General features: G+C 68.7%; 17 protein-coding genes. 12 read left to right on the plus strand and 5 right to left on the minus strand.

Going from position 1 to position 16,545, the window contains the following annotated elements; translation table 11 throughout:
- Positions 1 to 13 precede the first annotated feature (13 nt).
- The 6 genes from LQ566_RS11395 to LQ566_RS11420 all read left to right on the plus strand — a co-directional run bounded on the left by LQ566_RS11395 (position 14) and on the right by LQ566_RS11420 (position 5,411).
- A complete protein-coding gene (locus tag LQ566_RS11395; protein ID WP_231091821.1) occupies positions 14 to 973 on the plus strand; it encodes an ABC transporter permease in 960 nt (319 codons plus the stop codon).
- Positions 970 to 1,854: an ABC transporter permease gene (locus tag LQ566_RS11400; protein ID WP_231091822.1), complete on the plus strand. Its 885-nt coding sequence runs from the start codon at positions 970 to 972 to the stop codon at positions 1,852 to 1,854. The genes LQ566_RS11395 and LQ566_RS11400 overlap by 4 nt, the downstream gene beginning before the upstream one ends.
- The gene (locus LQ566_RS11405) at positions 1,854 to 2,852 is read left to right on the plus strand and encodes an ABC transporter ATP-binding protein (RefSeq protein WP_231091823.1); all 999 of its coding nucleotides are present in this window, start codon (positions 1,854 to 1,856) and stop codon (positions 2,850 to 2,852) included. Before LQ566_RS11400 ends, LQ566_RS11405 begins: the two co-directional genes overlap by 1 nt.
- On the plus strand, positions 2,849 to 3,871 hold the full coding sequence (locus LQ566_RS11410) for an ABC transporter ATP-binding protein (RefSeq protein ID WP_231091824.1): 1,023 nt from the start codon (positions 2,849 to 2,851) through the stop codon (positions 3,869 to 3,871). The genes LQ566_RS11405 and LQ566_RS11410 overlap by 4 nt, the downstream gene beginning before the upstream one ends.
- Entirely contained in the window at positions 3,868 to 4,971 is a 1,104-nt protein-coding gene (locus LQ566_RS11415; RefSeq protein WP_231091825.1) for an alanine racemase, read from the plus strand. Before LQ566_RS11410 ends, LQ566_RS11415 begins: the two co-directional genes overlap by 4 nt.
- A gap of 62 nt (positions 4,972 to 5,033) precedes the next feature.
- Positions 5,034 to 5,411: a RidA family protein gene (locus LQ566_RS11420; RefSeq protein WP_231091826.1), complete on the plus strand. Its 378-nt coding sequence runs from the start codon at positions 5,034 to 5,036 to the stop codon at positions 5,409 to 5,411.
- Positions 5,412 to 5,425: 14 nt separating this feature from the next.
- Here LQ566_RS11420 and LQ566_RS11425 read toward each other — a convergent pair whose 3' ends face one another.
- The gene (locus tag LQ566_RS11425) at positions 5,426 to 5,734 is read right to left on the minus strand and encodes a YciI-like protein (protein WP_231091827.1); all 309 of its coding nucleotides are present in this window, start codon (positions 5,732 to 5,734) and stop codon (positions 5,426 to 5,428) included.
- A gap of 67 nt (positions 5,735 to 5,801) precedes the next feature.
- Between LQ566_RS11425 and LQ566_RS11430 the strand changes: the two genes are divergently transcribed.
- Positions 5,802 to 6,260 carry a GNAT family N-acetyltransferase gene (locus LQ566_RS11430; RefSeq protein WP_231091828.1) on the plus strand — a complete coding sequence of 153 codons (459 nt, stop codon included), beginning with the start codon at positions 5,802 to 5,804 and terminating at the stop codon, positions 6,258 to 6,260.
- 70 nt (positions 6,261 to 6,330) lie between these two features.
- Here the strand turns inward: LQ566_RS11430 and LQ566_RS11435 are convergent, their stop codons facing one another.
- The 4 genes from LQ566_RS11435 to LQ566_RS11450 all read right to left on the minus strand — a co-directional run bounded on the left by LQ566_RS11435 (position 6,331) and on the right by LQ566_RS11450 (position 9,823).
- Positions 6,331 to 6,822, minus strand: a complete 492-nt coding sequence (locus LQ566_RS11435; RefSeq protein WP_231091829.1) for a hypothetical protein — start codon at positions 6,820 to 6,822, stop codon at positions 6,331 to 6,333.
- Positions 6,823 to 6,998: 176 nt separating this feature from the next.
- Complete coding sequence (locus LQ566_RS11440) at positions 6,999 to 8,021, minus strand: LLM class flavin-dependent oxidoreductase (protein ID WP_231091830.1); 1,023 nt, start codon at positions 8,019 to 8,021, stop codon at positions 6,999 to 7,001.
- A gap of 42 nt (positions 8,022 to 8,063) precedes the next feature.
- Entirely contained in the window at positions 8,064 to 8,876 is an 813-nt protein-coding gene (locus LQ566_RS11445; protein WP_231091831.1) for an ABC transporter permease subunit, read from the minus strand.
- Positions 8,873 to 9,823, minus strand: coding sequence for an ABC transporter ATP-binding protein (locus LQ566_RS11450; RefSeq protein ID WP_231091832.1), 951 nt, complete (start codon positions 9,821 to 9,823; stop codon positions 8,873 to 8,875). Before LQ566_RS11450 ends, LQ566_RS11445 begins: the two co-directional genes overlap by 4 nt.
- 174 nt (positions 9,824 to 9,997) lie before the next feature.
- Here LQ566_RS11450 and LQ566_RS11455 point away from each other — a divergent pair, with 174 nt between their 5' ends.
- From LQ566_RS11455 to LQ566_RS11475, 5 genes are all read left to right on the plus strand, one after another.
- Positions 9,998 to 11,065, plus strand: a complete 1,068-nt coding sequence (locus tag LQ566_RS11455; protein ID WP_231091833.1) for an aspartate-semialdehyde dehydrogenase — start codon at positions 9,998 to 10,000, stop codon at positions 11,063 to 11,065.
- A gap of 101 nt (positions 11,066 to 11,166) precedes the next feature.
- Positions 11,167 to 12,624 carry a malate dehydrogenase (quinone) gene (mqo, locus tag LQ566_RS11460; RefSeq protein WP_308070887.1) on the plus strand — a complete coding sequence of 486 codons (1,458 nt, stop codon included), beginning with the start codon at positions 11,167 to 11,169 and terminating at the stop codon, positions 12,622 to 12,624.
- 252 nt (positions 12,625 to 12,876) lie between these two features.
- Positions 12,877 to 13,323: a pyrimidine dimer DNA glycosylase/endonuclease V gene (locus LQ566_RS11465; protein WP_231091834.1), complete on the plus strand. Its 447-nt coding sequence runs from the start codon at positions 12,877 to 12,879 to the stop codon at positions 13,321 to 13,323.
- 50 nt (positions 13,324 to 13,373) lie between these two features.
- The gene (locus LQ566_RS11470; RefSeq protein WP_231091835.1) at positions 13,374 to 15,464 is read left to right on the plus strand and encodes a RecQ family ATP-dependent DNA helicase; all 2,091 of its coding nucleotides are present in this window, start codon (positions 13,374 to 13,376) and stop codon (positions 15,462 to 15,464) included.
- A 290-nt stretch (positions 15,465 to 15,754) separates the two neighbouring features.
- Entirely contained in the window at positions 15,755 to 16,411 is a 657-nt protein-coding gene (locus LQ566_RS11475; RefSeq protein WP_231091836.1) for a thymidine kinase, read from the plus strand.
- Positions 16,412 to 16,545: the final 134 nt, after the last annotated feature.

Raw genomic sequence — 16,545 nt, forward strand, 5'->3', positions numbered from 1 at the left:
TGAGGGGTGCACGATGCTGAGGAGCCTGCTGGTTCGTCTCTCATCCAGCGTGCTGGTGTTCGTCCTGATCGCGATCGGGCTGTTCCTGCTGGTCAGGCTCGCCCCCGGCGACCCGGTCGACATGATGATCCCGCCGGATGCCGGCGGTGCCGGACGCGAGGAGTTCATCGCAGCCATGCGGGAACGGCTCGGTCTGGATCAGCCTCTCATCGTGCAGTTCTTCGCGTGGTTCGGGGCGCTTCTGCGGGGCGACCTGGGCTACTCCTACGCGAACGGCCAGCCGGTCGGGCAGCTTCTGCTCGGCCGGCTGGGGCCGACGCTCCTGCTCACCGGAACCGCGCTCGTGGTCGGCATGATCATCGCGGTGCCCCTGGGGATCGTCGCCGCCGTACGCCGGGGGAGCGCCCTGGATCAGGGGATCACCGGTGTCAGCGTGCTCGCCATCGCTGTGCCCGGCTTCTTCCTCGCGATGCTGGCCATCTACGTGTTCGCCGTCAAGCTCCGGGTGCTGCCGTCCTCCGGAATGCACGCGTCCGGAAGGGCGGATCTTCCGGACCTGCTGATGCACATGATCCTCCCGGTGGGCCTGCTGGCGCTTGCGGTGGCGGCGCCGTTCATCCGGTACGTGCGAAGCGGCATGCTGGAGGAGCTGGGCAAGGACTACATCCGCGCCGTCCAGGCGAAGGGTGCCAGCCCCGTCCGAACGCTGATGCATGCGTTCCGCAACAGCCTGGTCTCGCTCGTCACGGTACTCGCGCTCTACATTCCCGTGTTCCTCGCCGGTGCCGTCGTGCTGGAGCAGGTGTTCTCCTGGCCCGGCATGGGGCAGCTGGCGGTGACCTCGCTCACCACCCGTGACTACCCGGTGATCATCGGCTTCGGACTGTACGTCGCCGTGCTGGTGCTGGTGTGCAACCTGGTCGCCGATCTGCTGTACTCCGTCGTCGATCCGAGAGTGAGGGCGTCGCGATGACCGACACCGTCTCCGTTCTGCTGCCGAAGCCGGACCGCTCACCCGGTGCCCTGGCGTGGCGCCGTTTCCTGCGAAACCCCGTGGCTGTGATCGGGTCCGTCGTGCTGAGCGTGATCGTGCTGGCCACGGTGATCTCGGCGATGCTCCCGGCGCTGGATCCCACCGCCATCGACCTCACGGCGGTGCGAAAGCCGCCGGGACCCGGTCATGTGCTCGGCACCGACTCGACGGGTCGCGACGTGTTCGCGCGGCTCCTCTCGGGCGGTCAGGTCTCGCTGATGGTGGGCTTTCTGTCGGCTGCGATCGCCGTCTGCGTCGGCGCGCTGGCCGGCACCGTGTCCGGCTGGTTCGGCGGGGCACTGGACGCCGTCATCAGCCGCATCGTCGACATCATGCTCTCCGTCCCGCCCGTGCTCGTCGTGATCGTCGTGGCCGGCATCATCGGCCCGAGTGTGCCGATGCTGATCGGCGTGATCGCGGGACTGTCGTGGCCGTCGTCGGCCCGCATCGCCCGCGGAGTGGTGCTCAGCCTCAAGGAGCAGGAGTTCATCCAGGCCGCCCGCGTGTCGGGTTCCGGCAACGGCTTCATCATGTTCCGTCACCTGCTTCCCGGCGTGCTTCCCCCGGTGACCGTCGCCGCGACGCTGCTGGTGTCCGAAGCGGTCCTGCTGGAATCGGCTCTCTCCTTCCTCGGCGCGGGTGTGCGCCCGCCACAGGCCAGCTGGGGCAACATGCTCACCGAGGCCCAGTCACTGACGGTCCTGTCCTCCATGCCCTGGCTCTGGCTGCCGCCAGGCATCATGATCGCCCTCACCGTGCTGTCGGCGATGGCGATCGGCGACGGAATCAGGGATGCGATCGACCCCCGGAGGAACAAGTGATGTCCCAGACGACTGCACCTCTGCTGGAGATCGAGGCTCTGTACGCGGGCATCGATCGCCGGGACGACCCGGTCACCATCCTCCGCGACGTCGCCTTCGACATCCGCCCCGGCGAGATGGTCGGTGTGGTCGGAGAGAGCGGATCCGGGAAGAGCATGACCGCGCTGGCCGTGATGGGGCTGCTGCCGGCGGCCGTCTCCGTCACCTCGGGATCGGTGCGCTTCGACGGCGATGACCTGGTTGCAGTATCCCAGCGCGCGATGCGCGAGGTCCGTGGTCGCCGGATCGGGATGATCTTCCAGGACCCCATGACCACCCTCGATCCGGTGGTGAAGGTGGGCAGGCAGATCGAGGAGGCCTATCGCATTCACCATCGGGGTGCGTCACGGGCGGCGGCGCGCGCGCGTGCCGCCGAGGTGCTCGAGCTGGTGGGGGTGCCGGACGTGTCGCGGCGGATGCAGCAGTATCCGCATCAGTGGTCCGGGGGCATGCGCCAGCGTGCGGTCATCGCGATGGCCCTCGTCAACGACCCGGACCTGCTGATCGCCGATGAGCCGACCACTGCGCTGGATGCCACCATCCAGGCCCAGGTGCTGGAGGTGCTGGCCCGTGCCCGCTCGGAACTCGGCGTCGCGATCATGCTGATCACGCACGACCTGGGCGTGATCGCCCAGTACGCCGACCGGGTGATCGTGATGTACGCAGGCCAGGTGATGGAATCCGCCACCACGGCAGAGCTGTTCGACGACAGCCGCCACCCCTATTCGCAGGCGCTGATCCGCAGCAGGCCGGCGCTCGCGGAACCCGGGGGGAGGCTTCCGGCGATTCCCGGACAGCCGCCGTCCCTGGACCGGCTGCCCGCCGGATGCCCGTTCGCACCGCGGTGCACATCGACGTTCAAGTCGCAGCGCTGTGTCGAAGAGCCCACTGCGGTGGCCGCGAGCGCCGATGGGCGCCTGAGCGCCTGCCACTACCGAGACCTCCAGGAGATGTCATGACCGCGCAATCCGCCGTCGAAACGGCACCCGTCCTGCAGGTGTCGGATCTTGAGGTGAGCTTTCGTGCTGCACGTCGGCGCGTGGTGCGGGCCGTCGACGGCGTCTCCTTCACCGTGAGAGAGGATGAGGCGCTCGGGATCATCGGCGAATCCGGGTGTGGCAAGACCACCACCGGAAAGACCGTCGCTCAGCTGGAGCGGCCCTCTGCGGGGGCGATCGCCTTCCGCGGCGAGGACCTCGTCGGCGCCTCTCACGCGCGACGGAAGCAGCTGCGACGCCGGATCCAGTTCGTCTTCCAGGATCCGCAATCGTCGCTGAATCCGCGCATGACCGTGCAGGACATCATCGCCGAGCCGTTGCGCGCCTTCGGCGAGTGGCGGGGGCGGCAGTCCCGGGACGACGTCGTGGCGATGCTGGACCAGGTCGGCCTCAGCCCGTCCGCTCTCCACCGCTATCCGCATGAGTTCTCCGGCGGTCAGCGCCAGCGGATCGGCATCGCGCGTGGCCTGGCCCTGGACCCGGATTTGCTGGTCCTGGATGAGCCGGTGTCCGCTCTCGACGTGTCGATCCAGGCGCAGATCCTCAACCTACTGATGGATCTGCGCGCCGCCCGCTCGCTGGGGATCGTCATGATCTCCCACGACCTCGACGTCATCCGTCATGTCACCGACCGTGTGGTGGTGATGTACCTCGGCGTGATCGTCGAGCAGGGGCCGGCGGAGGAGGTGCTCACGAGCCCGGCGCACCCCTACACGGCAGCGCTCGCGTCGGCTACGCCGCCCTCGAGGCCGGACGAGAAGCGGGAGCGCATCGTGCTCTCGGGTGATGTCCCGTCGCCGCTCGATCCGCCGTCGGGCTGCCGCTTCCGCACCCGGTGCTGGCGTGCCGACGATCTCTGTGCGCAGCGCAGGCCGGAACTGGAACCCATGGGTGCCGGTGGCCGGACGGTGGCCTGCTTTCATCCGCTGGATGTGCTGGCCGGCCGGCCGTCGGCCGCGGCGGGCGAGGGGCGGGCATGAGCGCCGACATCGTCATCGGGATGAACGCCGCCGACCTGCCCACGCCGGTGCTGGTGGTCGATGCCGCGGTACTTCGCCGCAACCTCGCGGAGATGGCCGCGCACACGGCCGCTCTCGACGTCGCCCTGCGTCCGCACTGGAAGACGACGAAGTCAGCGGAAGTGGCGCGGCTGCAGCTGGAGGCCGGAGCTGTGGGGCACACCGCGGCGACGGTGGCCGAGCTGACCGCGCTGGCCAGTGGGGTGTCACCGTCGGTGTTCCTGGCCTATCCGCCGGTGGGACGGTTTCGTGTGGCAGCGGTGATCCAGGCGTCGCGCACCGCCGAGGTCATCGTGGGCGCAGACTCGGTCGACGCCGTGCGGGAGCTGTCGGAGGCAGCCGTAGCCGCGGGCATCGTGATCCCCATCCGCCTGGACATCGACACTGGGCTGCGCCGGACCGGCGTGGCCCCCGATGGCGCTGTCGCCGCCGCCCGGGCCATCGCGGCGACTCCCGGCTTGCGACTGGACGGGGTCTGGACGCATGAGGGGCAGGTCCAGGCGGCGGGCACCGACCCCGTCGAGCGACGCCGCCGCGGCGTTCACGCGGGCGAGACGCTGGTGGCGACGGCCGACGCGATCCGTGCCGATGGGCATGAGGTGACGAGCGTATCGGTCGGATCCACCCCCGGAGTGCGCTCGGCGCCGACCGTGCCCGGCATCACCGAGGCGCGCCCGGGCACCTATGCCCTCGGTGACGAGAACCAGGTGCACATCGGGACGATGTCGCCGGAAGACGTCGCCGTCTCGGTGCACAGCCGGGTGGTCAGCACCCGGCCCGCCGAATGGGCCATCATCGATGCCGGCATCAAGGCGATGAGCAGCGATGGCAGCATGCACGGCGATGGACGCATCGGCACGGTGGTGTCGGCCGGCGGCGGCGTGGTGGCCACCGGCCACGAAGAACACGGGTTCCTGCGGGGCGCAGACGATCCGCGCGTGGGAGACATCGTGAGGATCCGGCCGAACCATGCGTGCGGTGCCGTGAACATGCACCACCGGATCGTCGTCATGGAGGACGACGTCGTCACCGGGCTGTGGCCGGTCCTCGCCCGGCACTGACCCCCGGCGACGACCACATTCCGAGAAGACGACCACCAGATTCAGAGAAGAGGAGAACGAAGATGAGCAGGACCAAGATCGTGACCGAGCAGGCACCCCCGCCCGCGGGGCCGTACTCGCAGGCCGTCGTGGCCGGGGACCTGGCGTTCCTCGCGGGCCAGGGTCCTTTCGACGAACACGGGCAGCGCGTCGGCGAGACGTTCGCCGATCAGGTGCACCGCACCTTCCAGAATCTGGAGACCGTGGCCCAGGCAGCCGGATCCTCCCTGCATCGCGCGGTGCGGATCGGTGTATACCTGCGCAATCTGGACGACTTCGCCGAGTTCAATGAGCTGGCGAAGGAGTACCTGATCGAGCCGTTTCCCGCGCGCACCACTATCGAGGCGGCCCTGCGCGGCTTCGACATCGAGATCGATGCTGTCGTCTCCGTGACGGGCTGAGCCGCATCACCCGCTCACGGGTGCGGGTGAACCGGTGTCGCCGCGATGTCACCCACCACGGTGGTCCACGGCTCGGCCGTCCAGGCCACGACGACGCCGGCGTGCACGTACGGGTCCGCCCTGGCGAAGCGGCGAGCGTCGTCGAGGGCGTTGTCGCCCTGGAAGATGATGAGCCCCGTTGCGGGGACTTCGCCGACGGCGCCACCGACGAGCAGCTCTCCCCGTTGCGCCGCTTCCCAGGCGTAGGCCAGGTGAGCGGCCCGATGCGCTTCGCGGGAAGTGAGGTAGTCGTCGGCATACGTGTACTGGAGCACGGCGTGCATGGCTTGCCTTTCGTCGGCGGATCACCGGGTTTCGCGCCGGAGCGCGCGCGGTGATCTACTGGAGGTCATGGTGACCATTGTGCCCGCGGATCTGACCGACACCCGAGTGATCGCGTTCCTGGAGGAGCACCTGCGCGACCTGGAGCCGACCGCTCCGGAGGAGAGCCGACACGCGCTGGATCTCACCGGGCTGCAGGCTCCGGGCGTGCGTGTCTGGACGGCCGTGGACGAGGACGCCGTTGTCGGCACGGTCGCTCTTGCGGCCCTCGAAGAGGGCCACGAAGAGCTCAAGAGCATGCGCTCGGACCCTGCTCGCCGGGGGCAGGGCATCGGACGTGCTCTGCTGGAGTTCGCGCTGGACGATGCCCGCAGCCGCGGCGTCAGCACCGTGTCACTGGAGACGGGCAGCGACGACTTCTTCGTCGCCGCGCGTTCGATGTACATGCGTGCCGGGTTCCGCGAGTGCGGTCCGTTCGGCAGCTACCGGGACGACCCGAACAGCGTCTACCTCACGCGCGAGATCTGAGGGGGAGTTTCGCCCCCGTCCGGGTGGCCGCCGCGGGTGATCCGCGGATCTTGGGGCGTTGCGCAGCGTCCTAGCGCCGACGGCGCAGCGCCTTCATGTCAGCTTTCGGGAGCCCCAGCGCTCGTAGCTCATCCCATCGAAGCGAGATCGTCTGCAGGCGCTCGACATTCAGCGTCTCCGCTCCCCTCGGGATTCTCTGCCGGAGGGAAAGGCCGGCTTTCACGGCGCCGGCGAGTGCTGCGACGAGTGTTGAGACGAGGGCGGCGATGGCGATGTTGGAGCCGTCACGAACGAGGTCGTTGAAGGACAGCTCGCCGCCCCGGAAGAGCCAGAAGTAGCCCAGCACGCCGGCCATGCCGAACGCCGCCAGGGCGATGACGCCGAAGATCACGGCGCGGCGCGCACGCCTGAGCCGCTCGTGTCGCACGATGAGACGCGATCCGCGCTCGGCTTCCGCTAGTTCCTGGGCCGGCTGTTGCAGGATCTCGACCGAAGGGTTGTGTCCGACGATCTCGGTGATCGTCGAGTTCACGATGTCGCCGCCCGCTGAGATGTCGCGCATCCATGCCTCATATCTGGTCGCCGTGTGCCCTGCGACGATAGTGGACCTGATGCGGCGTTGGTGCGACGAGGGGGGAGTTGTGGACAACGGGAGGGGTCGCGGGAGGGCGGAGGAGCACCTCTCGCCGGCGTCGCGTCCGTGGTCCCCGGGCGGACGTCGCCCAGGGACCACGTGGGTCAGCGCCAGCCGAGGGCGGGCGCGACGTCGCGGATGATCGACTCGATCACATGGGTGTTGTATGCGACGCCGAGCTGGTTGGGAACCGTGAGCAGGAGGGTGTCCGCGGCGGCGATCGCCTCGTCCTCTGCGAGCTCGGCGATCAGCGTCTCCGGCTCGGCCGCGTAGGAGCGACCGAAGATGGCCTGCCCCGAGTCGATGTAGCCGATCTGGTCGTTCTTCTCGCGGTTGAGGCCGAAGTAGCGGTGATCCTCCGGGGTGGTGAGCGCGAAGATGGAGCGGCTCACCGAGACGCGAGGCGTGCGCTCGTGCCCCGCCTCCTTCCACGCATCGCGGAAGAGCTCGATCTGACGGCGCTGCTGCACGTGGAACGGCTCGTCGGATTCGTGGTCCTTGAGGGTGGAGCTCATCAGGTTCATACCGGCGCGCGCGGCCCACTCCGCCGTGGCGTTGGAGCCGGCTCCCCACCAGATGCGATCGCGCAGACCCGGGGACTGGGGCTGGATACCCAGCGGGCCGCCGTGCGGGTTCGGGAACATCGGTCGGGGGTTCGGCTCGGCGAAGCGCGCGCCGTCGATCACCTGCAGGAACACCTCGGTGTTCTGGCGCGCGACGTCGGCCATCGTCATGCCCTCCGGGGCGCCGTAGCCGAAGTGCTTCCAGCCGTCGATGACCTGTTCGGGTGAGCCACGGCTCACGCCCAGCTGCAGTCGGCCGTCGGAGATGAGATCGGCCGCCGCTGCATCCTCCGCCATGTAGAGCGGGTTCTCGTACCGCATGTCGATCACGCCGGTTCCGATCTCGATGCTCGAGGTCTTCGCACCGATCGCGGCCAGCAGGGGGAACGGGGATCCCAGCTGCTGAGCGTAGTGGTGCACCCGGAAGTACGCACCGTCCGCGCCGATCTCCTCAGCCGCGACCGCGAGGTCGATCGACTGGTGCAGCACGTCGGAGGCTGATCGCGTGCCGGAGTCGGGATGGTCGGTCCAGTGCCCGAACGACAGGAATCCGATGTTCTTCATGGTCGATGCAACCGAATGGATCTCGGCTTCATTCCCGATCCGTTAGCCGAGGCGAGTGATGATCCGCTCACGGCTGACCGAGCGCACCACGAGGGCGAACACGATCACGTCCACGACCAGCAGCACGCCAGCCGCGATGAGTGCGACCCACAGGTCGAAGAGCATCAGGCCGGTCGCCTGGCCCACGATCAGCGCGAGGACGGGCAGGATCACCAGGACCGCCAGTCCCTGCGCCCCCTGCATCGTGGTGGATCGCCCCGACACCGCGACGATGAGGGTGATCGCCAGCACGGCCACCAGGGGCACGAGGAGCAGGATGACGACGTACCAGGTGGCGGTGGGGAAGAACGCGCCGCCCATCACGGGCCCGCCGAGAACCGTGACCACGATCGTGTACATCACGAATGACGTCCAGGCGACGCCGACGGAGGGGATCAGGGACGCGATCACCTTGCCGAGCACCAGCTCCCGATCCGTGAGCGGGGTGTACAGCAGGCCCTCGATCGTTCGCCGTTCCTTCTCGCCGACGAACGCCGAGGCCGCAGTGACGGACGCCACGAGGATCGGAATGAGCAGGAACATCGGCGCCATGAAGAACACGATGACCGCGTAGATCACCGTCTGCTGCGTGTTCAGCCCGTCTGGCACGAAACCGGCGGGAAGGTTCTCCAGAAACGGACGAACGCCGTTGATGGAGGACAGCAGTGCTGGGTTGCCGCCCAGCAGGATGACCGCCGAGGGGATGAGCACCACGAGGATCAGCGGCACCACGAGAATCGGCGCGAGGGCCTGCTTGTTGCGCATCACTTCGAGGAGGTCCTTGCGGACGAGAGTCAGCACCCGCTGGCGGTTCATGCGACGGCCTTTCCGGAGTCGATCGAGCTGCGACGCGCATCATCGACCGTGGCGAAGTAGAGATCCTGCACGGTGGGCCGCTGGGGAACGGCCGCGTGGATGCGCACCCCTGCCGCGGCGAGCGCGGCGATTGCCCGCTCGGTGTCCGAATCCGAAGCGGCCTGCACCGCGATACCGGTGGGCGTCAGGGCCGCACCGGGAACGAGGGTGGCCGCGACGGCGGGGTCGCCGGCCACGTCGATGCGTACGGTGGTCGTCGGCCACCGGCGGGCGATGAGCTCGTCGATATCGCCCTGTGCCACCAGCGCTCCGCCGACCAGCACGCCCACGTCGGAGCAGAGGGCATCCAGCCCCGCCAGCTGATGTGTGCAGATCACCACGGTCAGTTCGGTATCGCGCATGAGGGTTGTGAGATCGGCGATGAGGTCCTCCGTCGCCTCCGGGTCCAGGCCTGCGGTGGGCTCGTCGAGGAACAGCAGGTGAGGGCGCGGCAGAAGAGCACGTCCCACGGCCAGTTTCTGGCGCATGCCCTTGCTGAACGAGCCGACGGCGGAGGAAGCACGATCGCTCAGGGACATCATCTCCAGGACCTCGTCGGCACGGCGGCGCAGCTCGGAGCGGCGGAGGCCGTAGAAGCCGCCCCACACCTCCAGGTTCTCGCGAGCGGTCAGCGTGGCGTACAGCTCCGTATCCGTCTGCACCCCGATGCGCTCGCGGAGCCGGTCTGCATTCGTCGGCGTGAGCTGCTCGCCGAACACGGAGACGGTCCCGGCGGTGGGAGCGATCAGGCCGGTGATGAGTCGGAGGGTCGTGGTCTTCCCGGCCCCGTTCGGCCCGAGCAAGCCGTACGCACGCCCGGGTCGAACGTGGAGATCCAGCCCCCGCACCACGGTGCGCTCGCCGTACTTCTTTTCCAGCTTGCGTGTGGCGATGACGGTCTCGCTCATGGCCGGCTCCCTCGATTTGGTTCTATTTCAACTATAACTAATCGAACGACGATGTCGATCGGGGTCACACGGGCCGTGACGGCTCCGGCTCGCGGGTAAGATCGCCCAAACGGCAACGTACGCCGAACGCTGGGCGCGTGCGTTTGCGCGCGTCCCCCATTCGAAGGACACGACATGACGCGCATCTCTGATTCCGGGTACTCCGTCGCCATCGTGGGAGCCACCGGCCAGGTGGGCACCGTGATGCGCGAGATCCTCATCGAGCGTGCGTTCCCGATTCGTGAGCTGCGTCTGTTCTCCACCGCTCGTTCCGCAGGCACTGCCATCGAGTTCGGTGGCCAGACCGTGATCGTGGAGGACGTCGAGACCGCAGACCCCGCCGGTGTGGAGATCGCACTGTTCTCCGCCGGCGCCACCGGATCCCGCGCCCACGCCCCGCGATTCGCCGCGGCCGGTGCCGTCGTCATCGACAACTCCAGCGCCTGGCGTATGGACCCGGAGGTTCCGCTGGTCGTCAGCGAGGTCAACCCCGAGGCCACGGTCAACCCGCCGAAGGGCATCATCGCCAACCCCAACTGCACCACCATGGCCGCGATGCCGGTGCTCAAGCCGCTGCATGAGGCGGCGGGGCTGCAGCGGCTCATCGTCTCCACCTACCAGGCCGTGTCCGGATCGGGTCTCGCGGGTGCGCAGGAGCTGTTCGGCCAGGTCGAGGGAGTGCTCGCCCAGGGGCCGGAGAAGGTGCTGAACCTCGTCCACGACGGTCGCGCGGTCGACTTCCCGCAGCCGGACAAGTACGTGGCGCCGATCGCCTTCGACGTGCTGCCGTTCGCGGGCAACCTCGTCGACGACGGCGACAACGAGACCGACGAGGAGAAGAAGCTCCGCAACGAGAGCCGCAAGATCCTCGGCATCCCCGACCTGCTCGTTGCGGGCACCTGTGTCCGGGTGCCCGTCTTCACCGGTCACTCGCTCTCGATCCATGCCGAGTTCGCCGAGGACATCACCCCGGACCGCGCTCGCGACATCCTGGCCTCCGCCCCCGGAGTCGCGCTCGAGGAGATCCCGACCCCGTTGCTCGCCGCAGGCAACGACCCGAGCTACGTGGGTCGTATCCGCCAGGACCAGTCCGCGCCGGAAGGCAAGGGCCTCGTGCTCTTCGTCTCGAACGACAATCTGCGCAAGGGGGCGGCACTGAACGCGGTGCAGATCGCCGAAGTGGTCGCCGGCAACCTCTCCTGAGCCGTCATCCGGTGAGGCGGGCGGCATTCGTCCGCCCCACCGGCGCCTTCGTCATGCACACACTGGCAGAGCGAGGGTCAATCCCGGCCTAGACTTGTCTGGTGACCGAAACCGTAGACGTCGTCCTCATCGGCGGTGGCGTGATGAGCGCCACCTTGGGCACCTTCCTCTCGGAGCTGCAGCCCGACTGGAAGATCACCGTCTTCGAGCGACTGAGCGAAGTCGCCGAGGAGAGCTCCAACGCCTGGAACAACGCCGGCACCGGACACTCCGCCCTGTGTGAGCTGAACTACATGCCCGAGGGCAAGGACGGGTCCCTCGACCCGGCCAAGGCCATCAGCATCAACGAGCAGTTCCAGCAGAGCCGCCAGCTGTGGTCCAGCCTGGTGGAGCGCGGGGTGCTGCACGATCCGTCCTCGTTCATCAACACGGCACCGCACATGACCTTCGTCCGTGGTGAGAAGGACGTGGATTACCTCCGCCGCCGCTACGAGGTCCTCAAGGAGCAGCCGCTCTTCGAGGGCATCGAGTTCTCCACCGACTCGCGCGTGATCAACACGTGGGCGCCGCTGCTCATGCAGAAGCGCGTTGCGGGGGAGCCCTTCGCGGCCACCCGTGTGCCCAGCGGCACCGACGTGGACTTCGGTGAGGTCACGCGCCAGATGTTCGCCAACCTGGTCGAGAAGGGCGCCACCCTCCAGACCAACACCGAGGTGAAGAGCCTCAAGCGCATGAAGGACGGCACCTGGCGCATCAGCTACCGCCGTTCGCTGGGCAAGACTCCCGGTGAGATCCGGGCGCGCTTCGTGTTCGTGGGCGCGGGCGGATGGGCGCTCAAGCTGCTCCAGAACTCGGGCATTCCCGAGATCAAGGGATACGGCTGCTTCCCCATCGGCGGCCAGTGGCTGATGACCAGCAACCCCGAGATCGTCGCCCAGCACCGGGCCAAGGTCTACTCGCAGGCTGCCGTCGGTGCGCCCCCCATGTCGGTGCCGCACCTGGACACCCGTGTGGTCAACGGCGAGACCAGCCTGCTGTTCGGCCCGTTCGCGACGTTCACGCCGAAGTTCCTGAAGAAGGGCCGGTTCACGGACATCGTCACGCAGGTGCGCTTCGGCAACCTGTTCTCCATGCTCAAGGTGGCCTTCACCAACTTCGGCCTGATCAAGTACCTGGTGTCGGAGCTGGCGAAGAATCACCGACGCAAGGTGGAGAGCCTCCGCGAGTTCATGCCCACCGCGAAGGACTCCGACTGGAAGCTCCTGCAGGCCGGTCAGCGCGCTCAGGTGATGAAGGGCGGCAAGCTCCAGTTCGGTACCGAGGTGGTCGCCCACCAGGACGGATCGATCGCCGGTCTGCTCGGTGCCTCGCCCGGTGCTTCCACCGCCGTCTCGATCATGCTGGATCTGCTGAAGACGTGCTTCCCCGACCGCATCGAGGCGTGGCAGCCGGAGCTGAAGAAGCTGATCCCCAGCTACGGCGAGAAGCTCAACGGCAACCCGCAGGCGGCCGCCGCCGAGTTCGCCGCCACCGCCGAGACGCTGCGCCTCTCCGCCTGACGCGCGCCCGTCGCGGGTGGTCTCACGATCTTCCGACATCGCGGCGCTGACATGCAGTTCCTGAGACCACCGAACGGTGTGGTCTCAGGAACTGCTGCTGTCGGCGGGCATCGGCGCACTTTCTGAGACCGGCGGACGTCGGGCGCCGGCGGCTGCGACGGGTATCCGGCGGCTAGGTGTGGCGGCGGCTGCGTCTGACGGCGGCTCCGTCTGGCGGCGGGTACGTCTGGCGGCGGCTAGTAGGCTCGATCCATGCGCCTCTGGTCTCTGGATCCGTCCATCCTCGACCGGGCCGCGCTCATCGCGTGCTGGCGTGAAGGACTGCTGGCGCAGAAGGTTCTCGCGGGAGGGACGCGCGGGTACACCCGCCACCCTCAGCTGGAACGATTTCGTGGGGCGGGTGATCCGGCCGCAGCGATCGCTCATTTCCTCACGGCGCTGCAGGTCGAGGCGACCGCGCGCGGCTACCGCTTCGATGCGACCCGCATCGGCGTCCCGGACGCGGAGAACCCGCGAATTCCGGTGACCGAGGGTCAGCTCGCGTATGAACTGGAGTGGTTGCGCGCCAAGGTGATCGTGCGGGATCCCGAGTGGCTGCCGAGACTCACCGACCCCGCGGCCGCTCCGTCATTCGTCACGATCCCCGGTCCGATCGAGTCGTGGGAGCGCGGCGTCCCGCTCGGCGCGGCCACGGCGTAGGCGCCTCTCCTGGACCTGCCGATGTCGGTGGCTCGTGGCAGGGTGGAGTGATGAGCGAGAACACCCGTGAGGCGGCCCGTCGAATCCTGCGCTCCCTCGTGGGGCGGGAGGATGCGGACTTCCACGACGGGCAGTTCGAGGCGATCGAGGCTCTCGTGGACGGGCACCGCCGTGCCCTGGTGGTGCAGCGCACCGGGTGGGGAAAATCCGCCGTCTACTTCGTGGCCACGGCCCTGCTGCGCGAGCGCGGTGCCGGACCGACTGTCCTGGTCTCTCCGCTGCTCGCGCTCATGCGAGACCAGATCGCGGCCGCCCAGCGCAGCGGGGTGCGCGCGGTGGCCATCAACTCCACCAACGCCCACGAATGGGCCACCGTGTCAGCAGCGCTGGAGAACGACGAGATCGACGTGCTGCTGGTCTCGCCGGAGCGGCTGAACAACCCCGCGTTCCGCGAGAACCAGCTGCCGTCTCTCGTCCGCCGCATGGGGCTGCTGGTGGTGGACGAGGCGCACTGCATCAGCGACTGGGGGCACGACTTCCGCCCCGACTACCGGCGCCTGCGCGACCTCATCGCGGATCTCGATCCTGCGGTCCCGGTGCTGGCCACCACGGCCACGGCCAACAGCCGGGTGGTCGCAGACATCGCGGAGCAGATGGAGACCGCCGACACCGATGTGCTGACCATCCGCGGACCGCTCGCACGGGCATCGCTGCGACTCGGTGTGCTGCGCCTTCCCGACGCGGTCACGCGCCTCGCCTGGCTCATCACCCACATCGGTGAGCTGTCTGGATCGGGCATCGTCTACACCCTCACCGTCGCCGCGGCGGAAGACACGGCGCGGGCAATGCGCGCCGCCGGCATCGACGCCTACGCCTACTCCGGTCAGACGCCCGTGGAAGAGCGGGAGGAGCTTGAAGAGAAGCTGCGTCGCAACGAAGTGAAGGCACTCGTCGCCACGTCGGCACTGGGTATGGGATTCGACAAGCCCGACCTCGGCTTCGTGGTGCACCTCGGCGCGCCGTCCTCACCGGTGGCCTACTACCAGCAGGTCGGACGCGCGGGTCGTGCCACGGATCGTGCCGATGTCCTCTTGCTGCCCGGGCCGGAGGACACGGCGATCTGGGAGTATTTCGCCACCTCGTCCATGCCCGACCAGGAGCGTGCGGAACGTGTGATCTCCGCTCTCGGCGATGCGCCGCTGTCCACGCCGGCGCTGGAGGCGCGGGTGGATATCCGGCGCTCCCGCCTCGAACTCCTCCTCAAGGTGCTGGATGTGGACGGTGCCGTCCGGCGGGTGCAGGGCGGCTGGGTCGGCACCGGCCAGCCGTGGGCCTACGACGCCGAGCGTTATGGGCGAATCGCCGCCGCCCGCCGCGCGGAGCAGGAAGCCATGCTCGCCTACGAGCGCACGGACGAATGTCGCATGATGTTCCTCCAGCGCGCCCTCGATGACGCCACCGCAGCGCCCTGCGGACGATGCGACAACTGTGCCGGCACATGGATCGACGCGCAGGTCGCCTCCTTCGCGGCGGAGGAGGCACGCACCGCGATGGACCGGGTCGGCGCCGTCATTGAGCCGCGCGCTCAGTGGCCCACCGGCATGGCCTCTCTGGGGCTGAGTCTGTCCGGTCGTATCCCGGTGGACGAACGGTACGACGAGGGTCGTGCGCTTGCCCGTCTCACCGACCTCGGCTGGGGCAACACCCTGCGTGAGATCTTCGCCGCGGGGGCCGCAGATGCACCCCTGCAACCGGCCGTGCTCCAGGCCTGCGCGCGAGTGCTGGGGGAGTGGCCGTGGGCGGAGCGACCCGTTGCCGTGGTCTCCGTACCGTCGCGGACTCGCCCGCAACTCGTGGCGTCCCTCGCGCATGGTCTCGCAGGGCTGGGACGATTGCCATATCTCGGGGAGCTTGCCACCACGGCGGTGGGTGCGCCATCCGAGACGGGCGGCAACAGCGCCTTCCGCCTGTCGCGCGTGTGGGGGACGCTGGACGCCGCGAGCCTCGATGTCCCCGCGGGGCCGGTGCTGCTCGTCGACGACATCGCCGACAGTCGCTGGACGCTGCAGGTCGCCTCCTCTGCGCTCCGCGCGGCGGGCGCCACCCGCGTACTGCCCTTCACGCTCGCCCTCCGCGCCTGACGGCCGCGCGCGAGACGGCCGCGCGCGGGACGGCCGGGCGCGGGACGGCTGCGCGCGGGGCGGCTGTGCGCGGGGCGGCTGTGCGCGGGGCGGCTGTGCGCGGGGCGGCTGTGCGCGGGACGGCTGCGCGTCTGACGGCGTCGTTCCGGACGGCTGCGCTCCTCACGGTGTCCTGCCGGACGTTCGTTTCTGAGGCCTTCGCCGTCGTCCCGAGCATCCCGGGGCGGCACACTCGCCCTGCGCGCCGGACTCGGACCGCGGGCATCGGTTCGAGTCCGTAGACTCTTCCGGTGGCCAAACTCTACTTCCGCTATGGAGCGATGAACTCCGGCAAGTCCACCGCACTGCTCCAGGCCGCGTACAACTACGAGGAGCGCGGTCAGGCCGTGCTGCTGACCAAGCCGGCCATCGACACCAAGGGCGCCGGACAGATCGAGTCCCGCCTCGGGATGACCCGTGACGTCGACTTCCTCTTGCATGCGGATGACGATGCGCGGGCCGTGGTGCGCGAGTACCGTGAGCGGCACCGCGCGCAGGCCGCGGAGGCGCTGATCCCGGGCGGAGTCGGCGACATCGCGTGCGTGCTCGTGGACGAGGCGCAGTTCCTCACTCCCGCTCAGATCGATGACCTATTCCGCATTGCGGTCCTGGACGGGATTCCGGTACTGGCATACGGAATTCGCAGCGATTTCCGCACCGCCGCGTTCCCCGGATCCCGACGGCTGCTGGAGATCGCGCACTCGCTGGAGGAACTGAAGACGATCTGCCGGTGCGGGCGCAAGGCCGTCTTCAACGGTCGCGTGATCGACGGCCGGTTCGTGTTCGACGGTGATCAGGTGGCCATCGACGCCGCGACCGCGGACGTTCGAGACGAGCACTTCGTCACCTACGAGTCGCTGTGCGGTTCCTGCTACCTGGAGGAGTCCGGCGGCGTCCTCGCCTCCTGATCCTCGCCCCCCTCTGCACGCCGGCAAACCCCAGCCCGTCCGAGATGCCCCGCGGCGCCGGGTGTTTCGGGTGTGCCGGGGTCTTTCGGCGTGCGGCGCGCGTATCGGCGCCGTTGTGTGTGGTCCGACCACGG

It is taken from the genome of Microbacterium nymphoidis (assembly GCF_021044885.1).
GTDB classification, from domain to species: domain Bacteria; phylum Actinomycetota; class Actinomycetes; order Actinomycetales; family Microbacteriaceae; genus Microbacterium; species Microbacterium nymphoidis.

Excerpts from the sequence above, each read along its gene's own strand:
- LQ566_RS11395 (WP_231091821.1), top strand. The coding sequence starts at position 14 with ATGCTGAGGAGCCTGCTGGTTCGTCTCTCATCCAGCGTGCTGGTGTTC.
- LQ566_RS11400 (WP_231091822.1), top strand. The coding sequence starts at position 970 with ATGACCGACACCGTCTCCGTTCTGCTGCCGAAGCCGGACCGCTCACCC.
- LQ566_RS11405 (WP_231091823.1), top strand. The coding sequence starts at position 1,854 with ATGTCCCAGACGACTGCACCTCTGCTGGAGATCGAGGCTCTGTACGCG.
- LQ566_RS11410 (WP_231091824.1), top strand. The coding sequence starts at position 2,849 with ATGACCGCGCAATCCGCCGTCGAAACGGCACCCGTCCTGCAGGTGTCG.
- LQ566_RS11415 (WP_231091825.1), top strand. The coding sequence starts at position 3,868 with ATGAGCGCCGACATCGTCATCGGGATGAACGCCGCCGACCTGCCCACG.
- LQ566_RS11420 (WP_231091826.1), top strand. The coding sequence starts at position 5,034 with ATGAGCAGGACCAAGATCGTGACCGAGCAGGCACCCCCGCCCGCGGGG.
- LQ566_RS11425 (WP_231091827.1), bottom strand. The coding sequence starts at position 5,734 with ATGCACGCCGTGCTCCAGTACACGTATGCCGACGACTACCTCACTTCC.
- LQ566_RS11430 (WP_231091828.1), top strand. The coding sequence starts at position 5,802 with ATGGTGACCATTGTGCCCGCGGATCTGACCGACACCCGAGTGATCGCG.
- LQ566_RS11435 (WP_231091829.1), bottom strand. The coding sequence starts at position 6,822 with ATGCGCGACATCTCAGCGGGCGGCGACATCGTGAACTCGACGATCACC.
- LQ566_RS11440 (WP_231091830.1), bottom strand. The coding sequence starts at position 8,021 with ATGAAGAACATCGGATTCCTGTCGTTCGGGCACTGGACCGACCATCCC.
- LQ566_RS11445 (WP_231091831.1), bottom strand. The coding sequence starts at position 8,876 with ATGAACCGCCAGCGGGTGCTGACTCTCGTCCGCAAGGACCTCCTCGAA.
- LQ566_RS11450 (WP_231091832.1), bottom strand. The coding sequence starts at position 9,823 with ATGAGCGAGACCGTCATCGCCACACGCAAGCTGGAAAAGAAGTACGGC.
- LQ566_RS11455 (WP_231091833.1), top strand. The coding sequence starts at position 9,998 with ATGACGCGCATCTCTGATTCCGGGTACTCCGTCGCCATCGTGGGAGCC.
- LQ566_RS11465 (WP_231091834.1), top strand. The coding sequence starts at position 12,877 with ATGCGCCTCTGGTCTCTGGATCCGTCCATCCTCGACCGGGCCGCGCTC.
- LQ566_RS11470 (WP_231091835.1), top strand. The coding sequence starts at position 13,374 with ATGAGCGAGAACACCCGTGAGGCGGCCCGTCGAATCCTGCGCTCCCTC.